The 18,037-nt window shown below is 35.7% G+C and carries 18 protein-coding genes; 11 read left to right on the top strand and 7 right to left on the bottom strand.

Annotated elements, in window-relative coordinates; genetic code table 11:
• Nucleotides 1–29 precede the first annotated feature (29 nt).
• Nucleotides 30–932, top strand: coding sequence for a hypothetical protein (locus QZ657_RS11400; protein ID WP_291963521.1), 903 nt, complete (start codon nucleotides 30–32; stop codon nucleotides 930–932).
• Nucleotides 933–947: 15 nt separating this feature from the next.
• Here the strand turns inward: QZ657_RS11400 and QZ657_RS11395 are convergent, their stop codons facing one another.
• Nucleotides 948–1,580, bottom strand: a complete 633-nt coding sequence (locus tag QZ657_RS11395; RefSeq protein ID WP_291963520.1) for a 7-carboxy-7-deazaguanine synthase QueE — start codon at nucleotides 1,578–1,580, stop codon at nucleotides 948–950.
• A gap of 171 nt (nucleotides 1,581–1,751) precedes the next feature.
• On the opposite strand from QZ657_RS11395, the gene QZ657_RS11390 reads away from it, so the two are divergent.
• The 5 genes from QZ657_RS11390 (at nucleotide 1,752) to QZ657_RS11370 (ending at nucleotide 5,462) form a co-directional block, all read left to right on the top strand.
• On the top strand, nucleotides 1,752–3,257 hold the full coding sequence (locus tag QZ657_RS11390) for a helicase HerA-like domain-containing protein (RefSeq protein WP_291966981.1): 1,506 nt from the start codon (nucleotides 1,752–1,754) through the stop codon (nucleotides 3,255–3,257).
• A gap of 3 nt (nucleotides 3,258–3,260) precedes the next feature.
• Nucleotides 3,261–3,818 (top strand): hypothetical protein, encoded by a 558-nt coding sequence (locus tag QZ657_RS11385; protein WP_291963518.1) that lies wholly within the window; start codon nucleotides 3,261–3,263, stop codon nucleotides 3,816–3,818.
• Between the two features lie 67 nt (nucleotides 3,819–3,885).
• Entirely contained in the window at nucleotides 3,886–4,725 is an 840-nt protein-coding gene (locus tag QZ657_RS11380) for an alpha/beta fold hydrolase (protein ID WP_291966980.1), read from the top strand.
• A gap of 57 nt (nucleotides 4,726–4,782) precedes the next feature.
• On the top strand, nucleotides 4,783–5,034 hold the full coding sequence (locus QZ657_RS11375) for a Rho termination factor N-terminal domain-containing protein (RefSeq protein WP_291966978.1): 252 nt from the start codon (nucleotides 4,783–4,785) through the stop codon (nucleotides 5,032–5,034).
• 2 nt (nucleotides 5,035–5,036) lie between these two features.
• Nucleotides 5,037–5,462, top strand: a complete 426-nt coding sequence (locus QZ657_RS11370) for a VOC family protein (RefSeq protein WP_291966977.1) — start codon at nucleotides 5,037–5,039, stop codon at nucleotides 5,460–5,462.
• 9 nt (nucleotides 5,463–5,471) lie between these two features.
• Here the strand turns inward: QZ657_RS11370 and QZ657_RS11365 are convergent, their stop codons facing one another.
• Complete coding sequence (locus QZ657_RS11365; protein ID WP_291966975.1) at nucleotides 5,472–6,311, bottom strand: alpha/beta hydrolase family protein; 840 nt, start codon at nucleotides 6,309–6,311, stop codon at nucleotides 5,472–5,474.
• Between the two features lie 88 nt (nucleotides 6,312–6,399).
• Nucleotides 6,400–7,371, bottom strand: a complete 972-nt coding sequence (locus tag QZ657_RS11360; protein WP_291966973.1) for an aldo/keto reductase — start codon at nucleotides 7,369–7,371, stop codon at nucleotides 6,400–6,402.
• Between the two features lie 69 nt (nucleotides 7,372–7,440).
• Here QZ657_RS11360 and QZ657_RS11355 point away from each other — a divergent pair, with 69 nt between their 5' ends.
• A complete protein-coding gene (locus QZ657_RS11355; RefSeq protein WP_291966971.1) occupies nucleotides 7,441–8,961 on the top strand; it encodes a hypothetical protein in 1,521 nt (506 codons plus the stop codon).
• 2 nt (nucleotides 8,962–8,963) lie between these two features.
• Here the strand turns inward: QZ657_RS11355 and QZ657_RS11350 are convergent, their stop codons facing one another.
• The gene (locus QZ657_RS11350) at nucleotides 8,964–10,697 is read right to left on the bottom strand and encodes an alpha/beta hydrolase-fold protein (protein WP_291966969.1); all 1,734 of its coding nucleotides are present in this window, start codon (nucleotides 10,695–10,697) and stop codon (nucleotides 8,964–8,966) included.
• 114 nt (nucleotides 10,698–10,811) lie between these two features.
• Between QZ657_RS11350 and QZ657_RS11345 the strand changes: the two genes are divergently transcribed.
• The gene (locus tag QZ657_RS11345) at nucleotides 10,812–10,958 is read left to right on the top strand and encodes a hypothetical protein (protein WP_291963723.1); all 147 of its coding nucleotides are present in this window, start codon (nucleotides 10,812–10,814) and stop codon (nucleotides 10,956–10,958) included.
• A gap of 49 nt (nucleotides 10,959–11,007) precedes the next feature.
• On the opposite strand, the gene QZ657_RS11340 is transcribed toward QZ657_RS11345, so the two are convergent.
• The 3 genes from QZ657_RS11340 to argS all read right to left on the bottom strand — a co-directional run bounded on the left by QZ657_RS11340 (nucleotide 11,008) and on the right by argS (nucleotide 15,542).
• Nucleotides 11,008–11,892: a bifunctional 5,10-methylenetetrahydrofolate dehydrogenase/5,10-methenyltetrahydrofolate cyclohydrolase gene (locus QZ657_RS11340; protein ID WP_276471687.1), complete on the bottom strand. Its 885-nt coding sequence runs from the start codon at nucleotides 11,890–11,892 to the stop codon at nucleotides 11,008–11,010.
• A gap of 46 nt (nucleotides 11,893–11,938) precedes the next feature.
• On the bottom strand, nucleotides 11,939–13,276 hold the full coding sequence (gene ffh / locus QZ657_RS11335) for a signal recognition particle protein (RefSeq protein ID WP_276471686.1): 1,338 nt from the start codon (nucleotides 13,274–13,276) through the stop codon (nucleotides 11,939–11,941).
• Between the two features lie 484 nt (nucleotides 13,277–13,760).
• Nucleotides 13,761–15,542, bottom strand: a complete 1,782-nt coding sequence (argS, locus tag QZ657_RS11330; RefSeq protein ID WP_291962570.1) for an arginine--tRNA ligase — start codon at nucleotides 15,540–15,542, stop codon at nucleotides 13,761–13,763.
• A gap of 115 nt (nucleotides 15,543–15,657) precedes the next feature.
• Here argS and QZ657_RS11325 point away from each other — a divergent pair, with 115 nt between their 5' ends.
• Genes QZ657_RS11325 through QZ657_RS11315 form a run of 3 tightly spaced genes read left to right on the top strand, consistent with a single transcriptional unit; the run spans nucleotide 15,658 to nucleotide 18,033 of the window.
• Nucleotides 15,658–16,083 carry a hypothetical protein gene (locus QZ657_RS11325; protein ID WP_276471684.1) on the top strand — a complete coding sequence of 142 codons (426 nt, stop codon included), beginning with the start codon at nucleotides 15,658–15,660 and terminating at the stop codon, nucleotides 16,081–16,083.
• A 1-nt stretch (nucleotide 16,084) separates the two neighbouring features.
• Nucleotides 16,085–16,597, top strand: coding sequence for a DUF1648 domain-containing protein (locus QZ657_RS11320; protein ID WP_291966966.1), 513 nt, complete (start codon nucleotides 16,085–16,087; stop codon nucleotides 16,595–16,597).
• Complete coding sequence (locus QZ657_RS11315; protein ID WP_291962564.1) at nucleotides 16,597–18,033, top strand: SDR family oxidoreductase; 1,437 nt, start codon at nucleotides 16,597–16,599, stop codon at nucleotides 18,031–18,033. The genes QZ657_RS11320 and QZ657_RS11315 overlap by 1 nt, the downstream gene beginning before the upstream one ends.
• Nucleotides 18,034–18,037 lie beyond the last annotated feature (4 nt).

The following is an 18,037-nucleotide window of genomic DNA, read 5'->3' as shown; positions in this document are numbered from 1 at the left end:
CGTTATGCTATGTAGAGAAAATAATTGGCATGTATAAGTTAAGAAGAATTTTGTTTTTAGGTATTTTGGCATTTGCCATATCATGCTCTAAAAATTCATCTGACGATGAAAGTCCAGAAACTAGAGTTGACAAAAGTGCTAATTTATTGGCAACGGGAGATTCAGCAAAAGATATTCTTTCTAACGAAAACTTTGATAAACTCTTAATTGAAATAGCCTATGTTACCGGTTTTAAACCTACCGATGAGGCAATGGCAGATTTTACCGAATACCTTAAAGAACACACTTTTAAGGAGGATATTGAACTGGTGTATAATGAATTATCCAGTCCGTCAGAAGATGAACTTACTTTACAAGAAATTGCAGATTTAGAAATTTCCAATAGAACCGCCTTTAACACGGGCAGAACATTGGCTATCTATATTTACTTTGCAGATTCCCCTGCTGAAGGTGATGACCTTGATGGTGGTTTGGTAACGTTAGGTTCTGTTTACCGTAATACTTCAATGATCATTCATGAAGTAACGGTCAGGGATTTGGCCGCCCTAAGTATTTCAATTAGCGAAGCAGATGTAGAGACCACGACCTTGAACCATGAATTTGGACATCTATTCGGTTTGGTAGACCTAGGAACTGAAATGGTCAACGACCACCAATCTGAATCCGAAAATGAAGATGGGCAATTAGTACCTGACAACCATTGCAACCAAGCCGGTTGCTTAATGCGAGCCGAATTGCAATTTGGCAGATCTTCAGGAAAATCTTCAACAGCAAATTCCCTCTCCCAATATGAAGCCGGTGTAAAATCTGGTTGTAGATTAACTGGACATTCGGTTCTAGACCTGCTACAACAAAATACCGGAAAGACCACGAACACAGTAGCCTTGGATGCTGAATGTATATTGGACATTCAATCTAATGGAGGCCGTTAACGAATAAATCCTGTTTTAAGGAATATTTAAATACTTATGGGTCTGTAATGACACTTTCCATTTTGGGTTGTTCATTACATAGTCAACGATCAGTGGCACCACCTTGTCCCTAACACTCCACTCTGGTTGTAAATACAAAATGCAATTGGCATTCGTTTTCGCAGCCTGTTCTTCTGCAAAAATTAAATCATGCTTGTTATAGACAATTACTTTGAGCTCATGAGCTTCATCATAGATACGGCCTTCGGGTAATTTATTCTTTTTGGGCGAAAGACAGATCCAATCCCAATCACCAGAAAGTGTATAGGCACCAGAAGTTTCTATATGGGTTTTTAAGCCCTTTTCCTTTAAGGCTTTTGTAATCGGGCTCATATCCCACATTAAGGGCTCACCACCTGTAATAACAATAGTATCTGAATATTTGGCGGCATTATCCACAATTTGCTCTATAGCCGTTGGCGGATGAGTCTCTGCATTCCAGCTCTCTTTTACATCGCACCAATGGCAACCAACATCACACCCACCTACTCGAATAAAGTAGGCTGCGGTACCTTTATGGAAACCTTCGCCCTGTATGGTGTAGAACTCTTCCATTAATGGTAAATACACCCCTTTATTCACTTTCTCAAGTACCTCCGCATTTTTCATTCGGCAAAGATACGTTTTAGTTCATTAATTCTATAAGAAGTCGGCATCGGTAAATTCTGTACTCAGGCACGTACAGTTCGCACATCAAATGTTAAAAAATAGTGATATTTAAGGCTGGTCTAGTCTTTTGGTTTGGTTAAAAATCCCCTATTTTTATCGAAAATATATAACATGGCCGGTACCGAAGATTTTTTTGACCATATAGTAAAAGGATATTCCACAAAAGGAGACTATATAAATATGGGTGCAGCAATGCTAAATGGCGAAGCTGTAAAAGACGCTTTTGTAAAAATTCCGTTGAAAACATTAAACAGACACGGACTTATTGCAGGTGCTACAGGTACAGGTAAAACAAAAACGCTGCAGGTATTGGCAGAAAATTTATCTGACAAAGGTATTCCTGTAATGCTGATGGATTTAAAAGGTGATTTAAGTGGATTGGCACAACCAAGTCCCGGTCATGCAAAAATTGATGAACGCCACGCCAAAATTGGTTTCCCTTTTGAGGCAAGTAGCTTTCCTGTTGAAATTCTTTCATTATCTGAGCAAGATGGCGTAAAATTGAGAGCTACGGTCTCTGAATTTGGTCCTGTACTGTTATCTCGTATTCTTGACCTTTCAGATACGCAATCAGGTATTGTATCGGTAGTATTCAAATACTGCGATGACCAGAAAATGCCGTTGTTAGATTTAAAAGATTTCAAAAAAGTACTACAATATGCTACCGGAGCAGGTAAAGCAGATTTTACCAAAGAATATGGTAGAATCTCTACAAGTTCAACCGGCGCAATTCTTAGAAAGATTATTGAACTAGAACAGCAGGGAGCTGAATTGTTTTTTGGTGAAAAATCTTTTGATGTAAACGACCTTACCCGTATTAACGAAGAAGGAAAAGGGTATATCAATATTTTACGATTGACCGACATTCAGGACAGACCTAAGTTATTCTCGACATTTATGCTGAGCCTTCTTGCAGAAATCTACGATACCTTCCCTGAACAAGGAGATAGCGACAAACCAGAATTGATTCTATTTATAGACGAAGCCCACCTTATTTTCAAAGAAGCTTCAAAAGCGTTGTTAGATCAAATTGAAAGTATTGTAAAACTGATTCGTTCTAAAGGAATCGGTTTGTATTTTGTGACCCAAAACCCTACCGACGTACCAAACGATGTATTGTCTCAATTAGGTTTAAAAGTACAACATGCGTTAAGAGCTTTTACCGCCAGAGATAGAAAAGCAATTAAATTGACTGCAGAAAACTATCCTGAGTCCGAGTATTATGATACTAAAGAAGTGCTTACCTCATTAGGTATAGGTGAAGCTCTAATTTCTGCTTTGGATGAAAAAGGTAGACCTACGCCATTAGCTGCAACATTACTGCGTGCGCCAATGAGCCGTATGGATGTTTTGACCAAAAAAGAATTGGCAGAAGTTATCGACAGCTCTTCATTGGTGAAAAAATATGGAGAGGTAATTGATCGGGAAAGTGCCTATGAAATCTTGAACGAAAAAATTGAGAAGGCAGAAAAATTAGCTGAAAAAGAAAAGAACAAACCGGCTGCCAGAAAAACATCCAGTAGAGCTAGCACGAGACAAAACCCCGTAATTAAGGTATTAACAAGCGCAACGTTTATTAGAGGTGTTCTTGGAGTATTAAAAAAAGTGATGAGATAGGATATGAGATTTAAAAACACCCTTTTATTAATGTTATGCTGCGGAATACTTGTTAATTGCGCAGGGGAAACAAATACTGATTTTTTGATATCCGGTGACCAAGTAGGCAAATTATCAAAAGAAAGTTTAGCACGTGATGTTGAATTAATATTTGAGAAAGATTCCGTCGTTCAAGATACCGTTAAACTTAAAATTGGCAGCGGGGCAAGTAAAATCAAAATTTTTGAAAGAGGTGCCGGTGCATTGTTGCTTACCCTTACCCCCAATAACGATAGTATTGCCACCATACAGAATGTGTTGATCAATGATGAAAGATTTAAGACCTCTAAAGGTATTTCAAAACTGAGCACTTTTAAGGAAATACGGGAAAACTACCCGATAAAAAAGATTATTACATCTTTAAATAATGTAGTGGTGCTATTAAAAGACAGTGATATTTATTTTACCATTGACAAAAAGGAGCTTCCAGAAAGTCTTAGATATAACGCTAATAACAACATTGAAGAAGTTCAGATACCGGATGCGGCCAAAGTGAAATATATGATGGTAGGCTGGGATTGATCAATTAAAATTCCAAACTTCTCATATCCTCAAGGATAATAATGTAATATATTTTAAATTTTAGCAGGTGCCGGTATTTCTACAAAAATTTATACCTAAATTAATAGGTTTTTACCTCAACGTTCTTGTTTGGTTTTCGCCAAAAAAAGCTGCTAAAAAAGCTTTTTTAGTCTTTATAAAAGTTAGAAAAGGACGTGTACTGCCCAATCAAAAGACATTTCTTGATAATGCCAAATTAGAGGTGTTATCGTTGGACAAAAATGATATTCAAGTATACAATTGGCCCGGAAACAAAGAAACCGTTTTATTGGTACATGGTTGGGAAAGTAACACTTGGCGTTGGCATAAACTTATAGAGAAATTACAAAAGGCAGGTTACAACATTGTAGCCTTTGACGCCCCTGCTCACGGGTATTCTTCAGGCGGCAATCTTCATGTTCCCTTATATGCAGATACTGTACAACACATGTTAACCAAATACAGACCAAAAACAGTTATAGGCCATTCTATGGGCGGTATGACCGTTTTGTACAATGAATCTTTAAACCCCAATAAAACGATTGAAAAAATAGTTACCATTGGTTCTCCATCAGAGTTTCATGAAATTCTTAGCCATTATAAAGATTTATTAGGTTTTAACGGCAGGGTTTTAAAAGCCTTAAAAAGTTTAGTGTACAATAAATTTAAATTTACGGTAGAAGAATTTTCAAGCTCCAAGTTTGTGGAGAACAACCAAAAGAAAGGTTTACTTTTTCATGACAAATTTGATAAGATCGCACCTTATCACGCCTCTGTTGATGTACATAAACATTGGAAAGGGAGTGAATTAGTTAGTACAGAAGGATTAGGGCATTCTATGCACCAAGATGGGGTAAACGAAAAGATCATATCTTTTTTAGAAGGATAATTTCTTATTCTATACAGCACACCCAAAAGTCACTTTTTATTTAATTTTAAATAAAAAATGGCAAGGTCAAATAATATACCTCAGATAAAGAACGAAGAACAATACCAGGCATTGGTAGACAAGGGCTACAGTAAAGAAAAAGCTGCACGTATTGCTAATACAAAAGATGCGGGAAAGAAAGGCGGTAAAGCTTCTACATATGAAGAAAGGACCAAAAAGGAACTTTATGACCAAGCTAAAGAAATTGGTATTGACGGACGTTCCAAAATGAGCAAAAAAGAGTTAATTTCAGCCTTAAGAAATAACTGATTATGCAAAACGTAACACCTTTCCACATTGCCATTCCTGTACACAACTTAGCGGAATGTAGAACTTTTTATAGAGAAATATTGAATTGCGAAGAAGGCCGTAGTAGCGACCACTGGGTAGATTTCAATTTATTTGGACATCAATTGGTGATACACTACAAGCCTAAATCCGAAACCGAAACCGTACATCACAACCCCGTTGACGGTCACGATGTGCCCGTACCGCATTACGGAGTAGTATTACCTTGGGATACTTTTCAGAGCTTTTCAGAAGAACTAAAATCCAAAGGTGTACAATTCGTCATTGAACCATATGTTCGTTTTGAAGGTAAAGTAGGTGAACAGGCTACCATGTTTTTCTATGATCCAGCTGGCAATGCATTAGAGTTTAAAGCTTTTAAAGATATGAGGCAGTTGTTTGCGAAGTAAGACACAAGTTTAATCTGCGTTTTTTAATCGTTTATCAAACCAGGATATGACTAATTCATCTAGCTCTTTTCTTTTATTTGAGAAAAAGTGATCTGTTATAAATTCTTGATATTCAAAATCATATTTCAAGTCTGATAATTTTTCTGCAAATTTAGTTGTAGAATCTTGATTTGCTCTTTTATCATTTTTACCGGAGATAATTAATAAACTACTATGTTTGTTTAATTTTTGCGGCCAAAATATAGCGGAACGTTTTTGTAATTCTACTTCTTTATTCTGATAATAATTTGGAATACATTCAGCTAAAACCGCTGTTTCCATTTTAGGTCTATCTTTTATCAATTGAAACAAGTCCGTAACCCCATTACCTACAATAGCAGTTTTAATTTTATATGACTCTTTTAAGCTTAAGTATGTCATTATACCTCCTCTTGACCACCCGAACATACCAATACAATTTGCATCGGCTTTTTCAATTTCTTTTACCGTTTCTGTCAAATTCAAAACATCATTCAATTCTTTACCACCAAACTCATCTTTTTCTCGATAATTACTTCCTATAATAACATACCCTTGTTCAGCCAATTTTGAAGTATAATTAATTATAGTAGACAAGTTTAGTGGAGCAAAATCCCTATTTCCACCACGATTAAAAATTATAACAGGATAGACTCCTTCTATCTTAGGTTCAACCAGAATACCTTGTATTTCCAGAGAATCACTATGATAAGTTATAGAGAAGAAATCTAATTTTTCTAAATGAATAAAATCAGGTTTCAAAGCATTATTTTCAGAAACCCTATTCCAAACTGGCGTATTGGTAATATTAATAACTTCTTTAGAAATCAATTTTCCGTTTTGGGCAAATCCGACATTTATAATGGTTAAGTTTAATATGAAGTAGAATATATGTTTCATTAGATTGCTAAACAAATTACTACTGCGACCAAGAAGTAGGCACTCTATCCCAGCGGTGCTTTTTTAATTCTTCATACAGTTCATTGGATAATAAATTGCCATCACTATTGGCTGTATTCGCCAATACATTACGTTGCTTACGCATACCAGGTATGGTTGTAGCTACATTATCATTCATTAGAATAAAACGCAATGCCATTTCTGCCATGGTCATACCCTCAGGAATTAACGGTCTTAAAGCATCGGCATGCTCTACCGAAGAAATTAAATTCTCAGGCACGAAGTAGGTACCACGCCAATCCCCTTCAGGGAACGTAGTTTCCTTCGTCATAGTTCCTGTCAAAGTTCCTTCATCAAAAGGTACGCGTGCAATGGTTGCGATATCTAACGCTTTACAAAGTGGAAATAAATTATCTACTGGCGCTTGATCGAATATGTTATAAATGACCTGAACGGCATCTAACATTCCTGTTTTTAAGGCTTTTATTCCATTTTCCGGTTCCCAACGATTCATACTAATGCCCATTGCAGCAACTTTACCTGAAGTTTTTAAATCTTCAATAGCACGTTGCCATTCTTCTCTGTCGCTCCAACCGTCATCCCAGGTATGAAATTGCATAAGGTCTATTTGCTCCAACCCTAAATTCTTTAAAGTCTTATGGGTGTATTCCATAATATGCTCCGTAGGATAAGATTCCTCAAAAGCATATTCTGGCTTTGCTGGCCACTGAAAATTTTTAGGTGGAATTTTACTAGCCGTGTATAATTTCTTAGAAGGATGTCTTTTTACCAACTTGCCCAACAGCTCCTCACTATGACCTTCCCCGTATCCCCAAGCGGTATCAAAGAAATTGACGCCCTTTTCAACTGCCAAATCCAACGATTTTGCAGATTGCGAGTCATCACTTGCCGTCCAACCGGCCATTCCCCACATTCCGTATCCCACTTCGCTTACTTGCCAATCTGTTCTTCCGAATCTTCTGTATTTCATATGATAAACTTAACCATTGAAAATAATAATTTAAAGGTTTCGTTATTATTAAAATCTAACTTTTCTTGTATGTTGAAATTAAGAGTTTTCTACAAAATAATATTTTCACTTTTATTTTGCACTTGGATTAGTTGCGATAATGACTCAACTGAAGGAATGATTGAACAAGAAATGATTAGTAAACCTGTTATTTCTATTTCGGAAGATCTTAGTTATGTTGAAACAGAAACCAATTTCTTGATTAAAATTGAATCTGATTATAATGTACAAACTGAATTGTCTATCGACAATCAAGAATTAATTTCCAGTACTGAAAAATCTTTTGAATTTACAATTGACCCCTTTCTATATAATATTGGAAATCATATTTTAAAAATCAAATCCACAGATTCTCAAAACCAAGAAACATCATATACTGTTAACATAGAAATAAAAAAACTTCTTTTTGAAGACCAGACATTCTACCAAAAAGAAAATCCACTTCAGGGTTTGAGATATATTTCTGTTCATAATCAATCTGGAATTCTAATTGATATAAAACAAATAGAAGGTATAAATGATGGTAAATTCTACGCCGACAATAATTTTATTAAAGAAGATTTAATAGTTACTAGATATGAACTTCCTACATTATTTAATGGGTTTTATCATTTGTCATCCTTTGTTGATGTAAGACCAGGTACTGTTGTCAATGAAGATCACAACTTTAATAGTCCATATTTTTTTCCAAAAACCGAGTCTCTAAATTTCACCTCAGAAATAACACCGGCACTAATTGCAAATAATTTCAATAGCACCATCGTAAGTAAAGATAACTCAGATTACGTTTTATTATATTCTTTGGCTCAGACTAAAAACTTCCTAATAACTACCTCTACTGATAACCTGGATACTTTAGATAATTTTAAATATTTCTTTATAGATGACATAAACAAAACCGAATATGTCTTAGGTGATTCCAAATCACTTACTAACATTGAAGAACTTGAAATACCAGTTTCGTCAAATTTCAGATTAAATTTATATGGTTTTATTGATAATAATGATTTCCAAAACAATAAATACTACGAAGCATTTGTATCGCGAAATGCAAACAATAACATTATTGAAATACCACTTATTGATGAATTTGAAATTAATCAAGCTAGATTAGCATATTCAGAAAATAATACTGAAATTTTCATAAATCAGGATATAACAAATAAGAAAATTGAGTCTCCGAATGTTAACATATTACAAGATGGTAATACTGTAAATATTTCTGGAGAGTATGATTATTTAGGCTTAAATGTTATACTTACAACTTCTGATTTATCAAATACTGTAAGCTGGAGTATTATTACTTCTGAAAAAGATAATATTGACATGCTTCATAAAACAATCGAAATACCCGAAATAATACATGAAACATTATTAAATGTCGGGATAAATATGAATGTCAATGAAACATCTGATCAAGGCAAATTCTTAACCTGCACCCTTTACAAGAATTACGACTATACTTTTAATCAAAATCAATTAATTACTCAGCCAAATTATTCTTCAAATCGAGATGGATTTAGCTTTAAAAAGACACTAAGTTTCAACTAGGTCTACTTATACCTCCAACTTGTTAAATCGGCATCTTTTGGAGCACTTTTCTCAATACGCTCCATAATCTTTGGCACATACATACTATTGTAACGTAGGCGCGTTATGGCATTGGGTTGATCTGGATCACCATTCCAGCAATGTTCATCACGGTCACCGTATTTTACTTCGCCTTCATAATAAGGATCCGTTGTGCTTTCAAGAAAATCCTCCATTAGGTAGACAGCGTTGTTTAAATAGTAATTATCCATATCACCACAATAGATATGAATTTTACCTTTTAAGTTATCGCCCAGTTTATCCCAATCACGTTCAAGAATATGTCTTAGATCAAAATTCTCTTTCCAATACTCAGCAACCTCATGGTCAATATCTCCTGTCATTTTATCCCAAATTCTTTCAGGATAGCCATCTTTGCCTTGTGGGGAATAAGTTGCTTCCCAAATATCCCATTGTTGCCCTGACCTAGATTTATCTCCCAAAACCAACTCTAAGTGATTTCCTTGTCTTAATGTAGAATGTATTTGACCTAAATAATTACGATGCGACGGCACTTCCAACGTTTTATGTGCACTCTTATAGAAATAGGCATTTTCATCTTCGTATATGTTTGTCAACGTATATGCTCTAAAATCAATAGGATCGGGGCATGCCGCAAAACAACCATTGTATTCATCGGGATATTTGACCTGTACCGCCAAAGCTTCCCAACCGCCGGTAGAGCCACCGTAAAGAAAACGAGACCACCCCTCTCCCATGCCCCTGAACTGTTTTTCAATTTCCGGAATAAGCTCATAGGTAATAGCATCTCCATAAGGACCTTGACTAGCAGAATTCACTGCATATGAATCATCATAATATGGGGTTGGGTGTTGAATTTCAATAATTAAAAAGCGAGGAAAATCGGGCTCGTTCCATCGTTTATAAAAATCGTAGGCTTCTTGCTGTTGAATAATATTGTACCCTTCTAAACTAAAACGCTCAGAATACTCTGGCTTTAAATTAGGGTCTGGAGGTGTAGTTCTAAATCCGCCAAAATCCGAAGGAAAATGACCGTGAAAAACCATCAGTGGATACTTGGCTTCCGGATGCTCGTTAAACCCCTTAGGCAACAATACATGAGCTCCTAAAAAGATATCCCTCCCCCAGAACTCGGATAATTTTTCAGATTTCACCTTTATATGCTTGATCCACTCGGTATCTTTTGGTTCTTCAATGGGCGGAATCACCTGATCCAGTTCTACCGACACGTTCTCAAACCCGTTGCTAGCAACCCTTATCTTAAAAGGCTTGCTATATAAATTACCTGGTGATTTGTTCCATTGTTGTCCCTCGCCATTATCCATAGGCAACTTAACGGTATGGCCAGTAGATAGGTTAAACGTTTCATACACATTAAGAAGTGCCTGCACATTATACTCCCCTGGCGGTACATCTTTTAAACTTTCATACGGGTAACCAAACACAGATTCATTGAAAGTCAATACTGAATCCTTAGCCCAATTCTCCACATTCATACCAAAAATGAGCTGGGTGTTTAGTCCGTCATTAATTTGAAAACGGGGTTCATCACTATCATCCGAAGAAAGCATTAGCAGCAAACGTCCATCTTTTGCCAAAGAATCTACCTCAGCAGAATAACTAACCTTTATTGAAAATTTGCGCTCTAATTTAGGTGGCTGTGTGCAACTTGTTACACAAGCAATAATAGCTAACAACAAAAGATTTTTTTTCATAAGGATAAATGTTTCACAAAAGGTACAGTATTCTCTTTTGACATCAAATACCAAGATTAAATTTTCAACGTTTTAAATACATGACATTTTAGTAGTACTCCCTAAATCTATGTTATGAAGAAAATACTATACACCATACTGATTACCATTTCAATAACCGTATTGGCAAGTTGCGATTATGATGATAGTAACGATATTGACATCTTAGTACCTAACGACACTACCGAAACCGGTGTAACCATCAAAAAACTACCGGCATAAAAAAAGCCCCACAATAGTTTGCAAGGCTTTTAATATATTTTATACTGTTCTAGTTTCTACTTCTATGTCTTTCACGAGCTAACAATGTGTTTTTTAGTAACATTGCTATGGTCATAGGACCAACCCCACCAGGTACAGGTGTAATATAGGATGCTTTTTTACTTACATTCTCAAAATCAACATCACCCGTAATATAATAACCCTTTTCCTTTGTATCATCTGGTACTCTGGTGATACCAACATCAATGACAACAGCATCGTCTTTTACCATTTCCGCTTTTAAGAATTTAGGAACTCCTAAAGCAGAAATTACAATATCTGCTTGAGATATAATTTGAGTAATATTCTTTGTATGACTATGGGTAAGTGTTACGGTAGAGTTACCTGGCCACCCTTTTCTACCCATTAAAATACTCATTGGTCTACCCACAATATGGCTACGGCCAATAACTACGGTATGTTTACCTTTTGTATCTACTTTATAACGCTCCAATAATTCAAGAATACCAAACGGCGTTGCAGGGATGAACGTACTCATATCCAAAGCCATTTTACCAAAATTGGTAGGGTGAAAACCGTCAACATCCTTATCTGGATCTACAGCCATAATTACCTTTTGGGTATCTATCTGCTCTGGCAACGGTAACTGAACAATAAAACCGTCAATATCATCATCAACGTTCAATTCTTTGATCTTGTTCAATAATTCTTGCTCAGAAGTAGTACTCGGCATTTGAATTAAGGTAGATTCAAAACCAATACGTTCACAAGAACGAACTTTACTGCCTACGTAGGTTAAACTAGCACCATCACTACCAACAATAATTGCCGCCAAATGAGGTACTTTTTCACCACGCTCTTTCATCTTGGCAACCTCTGCCTTGATTTCCTCTTTAATTTCGTTGGATACTTTTTTACCATCCAATAATTCCATATCCGCTTTTCTTTAAGTTGTTTTGTTAGGTTGTATTATTCGGTCTTTATTTCATTCCTTTCATGGCACCCATCATCTGCATCATCTTCTTACCGCCACCGCCTTGCATCATTTTCATCATCTTGCTCATTTGATCGAACTGCTTTAAAAGTTGATTGATCTCTTGAACTTCTCTACCTGAACCTTTTGCAATACGTTTTTTTCTACTTGCATTTAATTTAGATGGCGTAGAACGCTCATCTGGTGTCATTGAATAAATAATTGCTTCTATATGTTTGAAAGCATCATCATCTATATCCAAACCTTTTAGGGCTTTACCTGCACCAGGTATCATCCCCATAAGATCTTTCATATTACCCATCTTCTTAATTTGCTGAATTTGGCTCAGGAAATCATCGAATCCGAATTTATTTTTAGCAATTTTCTTTTGAATTTTTCTGGCCTCTTCTTCATCAAACTGTTCTTGAGCCCTTTCTACAAGTGATATTACATCACCCATACCCAAGATACGATCTGCCATACGTGAAGGATAGAAAACATCTATAGCTTCCATCTTCTCACCGGTACCAATAAATTTAATTGGCTTATCTACCACAGATTTAATAGAAATAGCGGCACCACCACGGGTATCACCATCTAATTTGGTTAAGATAACACCATCAAAATTCAAGATATCGTTGAATGCCTTTGCCGTATTTACAGCATCTTGACCAGTCATAGAATCTACCACGAACAAAGTCTCTTGAGGTTGTATCGCCTTATGAATATTGGATATTTCATTCATCATAGCCTCATCAACAGCTAAACGACCAGCGGTATCAATGATGACCACATTATGTCCGTTTGCCTTTGCATGTGCTATACCAGCTTTAGAAATAGCTACTGGGTCTGTATTTTCCCTATCTGAATATACTTCAACACCAATTTGCTCACCAACTACGTGCAACTGATCAATTGCCGCCGGACGGTATACATCACAAGCCACCAATAATGGTTTTTTAGTTTTCTTTGTTTTTAGGAAATTGGCAAGTTTACCAGAGAAGGTAGTTTTACCAGAACCCTGTAAACCAGACATTAAAATAACCGATGGATTACCTGAAAGGTTAATACCTTCTGACTCACCGCCCATTAATTGGGTTAGCTCATCTTTTACAATCTTGACCATTAACTGGCCAGGCTGCAAGGTGGTCAATACATCTTGCCCCAATGCCTTTTCTTTTACCCTGTTGGTAAATTCTTTGGCTATTTTAAAGTTAACATCCGCATCCAATAAGGCTCGGCGTACTTCTTTGGTAGTCTCTGCAACATTAATTTCTGTAATCTGACCATGTCCTTTTAGTACATGTAATGCCTTGTCTAGCTTATCGCTTAAATTATCGAACATTCTTTTCTTTTTTAAGGGGTTACAAATTTAATAATATCAATGTAAAATTCGTAGCAAGTGCCAGAAAATAAACAAAACAAAAGAGCATCCATTATAAATGGATGCTCTAAAGTTGCTTGTGGGGCAAAAAAGGAATTCTATTTACATAAACTCCTCCACAAAAACATCTATCAATATCATAGGCGAGGCCCAACTCTTTACTGCCAATGAAATACTTTTAGATGTTTTTTCTAAAACTTTTTTAACGGATTTCTTTTAAATAGTATTTACCCGATTAAACCAATTTGGTACGGGTATTAATGCAACGTTCAAGAAATTCTGATTATATATACGGGAGAATGGGAATCTTAGACTTTGAAAGCTTAAGTATTCGACAAAGTGCAATAGTAATATAAAAATTGCCATGATACTAGAGCATACAATACCATAGTACCTTGCTATGAACATACGGGTTAAAAAATAAAATAGAAGTTCCTACTACTAATTACATACGTTCCGGAACCGATACGCCCAACAAAGCAAATGCATCTTGTATAACCTCCGAAACCTTCTTGGACAATTGAACACGTAATGCCTTTTTAGCATCATCGGTTTCACCTAAAATAGAGACTTGCTGATAGAAAGAATTAAACTCTTTAACCAAGTCATATGTATAGTTTGCAATCAAAGCCGGACTATAATTATCCGCAGCTAATTGAATAGTATCCGGGAACAATTGTAATTGCTTGATCAACTCCTTTTCCTTGCTATGAAGCGCTGTAACCTTAACTTCGTTAGCAGTATCAATCCCCATACTTTCTGCCTTTCTTAAAATAGACTGAATACGTGCATAGGTATATTGAATAAACGGACCCGTGTTCCCTTGAAAATCCACAGATTCTTCAGGATCAAAAAGAATACGTTTCTTAGGATCTACTTTTAATATGTAATATTTTAAAGCCCCTAAACCGATCATTTTATAAAGTGCTTGCTTTTCTTCTTCGTTATAGTCATCTAGCTTACCTAACTCTTCTGAAATATTTGCAGCAGTTTGGGTCATATCTGCCATAAGATCATCGGCGTCAACGACAGTACCTTCCCTACTTTTCATTTTTCCGCTAGGTAGATCTACCATTCCGTAGCTTAAGTGATGTAGTTTGTTAGACCAAGAAAAACCAAGTTTTTGTAAAATCAGAAACAATACCTTAAAGTGGTAATCTTGCTCATTACCTACGGTATACACCATACCATTTACATCTGGGTGATCTTTTACACGTTGTATTGCTGTACCAATATCTTGGGTCATATATACCGCTGTTCCATCTGAACGAAGTACAATTTTTTCATCCAAACCATCTTCGGTCAAATCTATCCAAACACTACCATCTTCTTTTTTAAAGAATACGCCTTTTTTTAATCCTTCGGCAACAACATCTTTTCCTAAAAGATACGTGTCACTTTCATAATAAAGGGTATCAAAATCAACTCCAAGATTTTTATAAGTCACTTCAAAACCTTTGTATACCCAACCGTTCATAGTTTTCCAAAGTGCAACGGTTTCTTCGTCTCCAGACTCCCATTTTAAAAGCATTTCTTGTGCTTCCAATAAAATTGGCGCTTCTTTTTCCGCAACTTTCTGTTCCGTACCGTTAGCAACCAACTCCGCTATTTGCTCTTTATAGGCTTTATCAAAAGCCACATAATAATTACCAACTAACTTATCTCCTTTTAACCCTGTTGACTCTGGCGTTTCTCCATTTCCAAACTTCTGCCATGCCACCATACTCTTGCAAATATGAATACCACGGTCATTGATAATTTGAGTTTTATAAACCTTCTTACCAGATGCCTTTAAAATTTCTGCAACAGAATATCCTAATAAGTTATTACGAATATGCCCTAGGTGTAATGGCTTATTGGTATTTGGTGAAGAATATTCTACCATTACAGCATCATCAGATTCTTTTATATATCCGTAATTTTCGGTAGCAATAATAGAATTGAAAAAATCTAAATAAAACCCATCATTGATAACAATGTTCAAAAATCCTTTAATCACGTTAAAGCCGGCAACGGTAGCAACATGCTCTTCTAAATAAGCACCAATTTGCTCACCAATTTGAACAGGATTTCCTTTAACAACACGCAACATTGGGAAAACCACAATCGTGATATCTCCTTCAAAATCTTTACGGGTAGGCTGAAACTCTACATTTGGCAATTCTTTGTCAAAAATAGATTTTACCGCCTCTTTTACTTTATCTGATAGTACCTCTTGAATATTCACCAAAACGTTTAATTAAGGCTACAAAATTAAACATTTTTTATGCTTTAAGATGAACAGATGCGGCATTGATTCGGCATTTCGTTAACTTTAATGAAAACTGCGCAACAATTTTACCATGCTCGTAAACGTAACTTATAATAACAAAGAGATTTCAAGAAAAATTGACACTGAAGTGGGCAAACCTTTTACTTTGAAAGAAAGATGGTCTTTGAACGGTATAGGTTCTCCAAAATTAATAATTACGGAAACGAGTATTGAAATTAGAAATTTATTGATTTTAGATAATAATAGAGATACGTGCAATATAGAAATGAGACCAAAAGGAATCATAGTAGGGTTCCGATCATTGTTAGAATCATATGCATTGGTGGTCCCTTATTACAAACTTTCTATATATAAAGGCGAAGCATCTGTTTATTCTATCTATAAAGACCATCATTTTATAAAAGTAGCATCTGATACCAAAGCCGTTCAGAAATTCTTCAAAAAAATATTGGACTATAAGGCCGATAATGCACCAACATCAATAGAAGACCTATAATATGTTCGCAAATCTGCCTAAAATAGCTATAAATCTTACAAAAAATCAACAAAGCTTGATTTTTGCCGGGTGGATAATACTAGCTTTAAATTTACTAGTCATTGCAATTTTTTATGCTGATTTACCCGAAACTATTCCTTCACATTTTAATTACAGAGGAGACGTTGACGGATATGGCAAGAAAAATACTATTTGGACATTACCCTTGATAATGTGTTTTACTTACACACTACTTTATCTAATTATAAAAAAAGTAAAACCTTGGAACATGAATCATCCGGTTAAGGTAACAGAAAAGAATGCTCCACAAGTTTACAACATGTCATTACAAATGTTGATATTAATGAACTTGTTAATAGCAATTATAGCTACTCCTGTAATTATAGAAACCATATTACAAGCTTATAAAATAGACATACGGTTTAAAATCTCAAGCCTATCATTAATAATTGTGGCAGTCGTGACCCTACTACCAATTTATTACATCTTTAAGATGTTTAAAATACCTAAATAATGAAGATACTACTCACCGGTGCCAATGGTTATATAGGTATGCGACTTCTACCGCAGCTTTTAGAAATGGGACATGAAATTGTTTGTGCGGTACGTGATGAAACTAGACTTTCGGTAGACAAAGAGACAAGAAATCTGATAGAAGTCATTGAGATTGATTTTTTAGAGGAACCCAAAGAAAATGTAGTCCCAAAAGATATAGACGCCGCTTATTTTTTAATTCACTCTATGAGTTCTTCTACGCAGGACTTTGATGATATGGAGGCGAAAACTGCTGAGAATTTTAACAAGTATGTTTCCAAAACTCAAATTAAGCAAGTAGTTTATTTAAGCGGAATTGTCAATGATAAAAATCTTTCAAAACATTTACAGTCACGAAAAAATGTGGAGGATATACTTTACCAAGGCAATTTTAACCTAACAGTTTTAAGAGCCGGAATTATTGTAGGTTCCGGAAGTTCCTCTTTTGAGATCATTCGGGATTTATGTGAAAAATTACCGGTAATGATTACTCCCAAATGGGTATTGACAAAAACGCAACCCATTGCCATACGTGACGTTATTACCTTTTTAACAGGAGTATTGGGTAATGACAAAACCTACAACGAGTCTTTTGACATTGCAGGACCAAACGTTCTTACCTATAAAGAAATGCTCCATAAGTATGCAGAAGTAAGAGGTTTTAAAAACTGGATTTGGACAGTACCGGTCATGACACCTAAACTATCATCATATTGGCTATACTTTGTAACCTCAACATCATACAAGCTTGCATTGAACTTGGTGGACAGCATGAAGATAGAAGTAGTAGCAAAGGACACACGTTTGCAAGACATACTTGGCATTACGCCTCATACATACAAAGATGCTATTGATTTGGCCTTTAAAAAAATAGAACAGAACTTAGTGATCAGTAGTTGGAAAGACAGTATGATCAGTGGTCGTTTTGTGGACAATTTGGAAAAACACATACAGGTGCCTAAATATGGTATTCTTAAAGATTACAAACAACTTAAAATTTCAAATCCTGATGAGGTTCTAGAGCGCATTTGGAGTATTGGCGGTGAAACCGGATGGTACTACGGAAATTGGCTCTGGAAAATAAGGGGCTTTATAGACAAGCTTTCTGGAGGAGTTGGACTACGACGTGGCAGAACACATGCACATAAAATTTTTGCAGGTGACTCTTTGGATTTTTGGCGGGTATTACTAGCGGATAAAAAAGCCAAACGATTATTACTATTTGCCGAAATGAAACTACCCGGCGAAGCATGGCTAGAGTTTAAGATTGATGAAAACAATATTCTTCATCAAACCGCAACATTTAGACCACGAGGATTAAGAGGTAGATTATATTGGTACAGTATAGTACCTTTTCACTATTTTATCTTTGGCGGAATGATCAAGAATATTGCCAATCAAAAAAATACCAATTAATATA

Origin of the sequence: Maribacter sp. (assembly GCA_020629415.1) — a bacterium.
GTDB lineage: Bacteria > Bacteroidota > Bacteroidia > Flavobacteriales > Flavobacteriaceae > Maribacter > Maribacter huludaoensis.
This window is presented reverse-complemented; position numbering and strand designations above follow the sequence as displayed.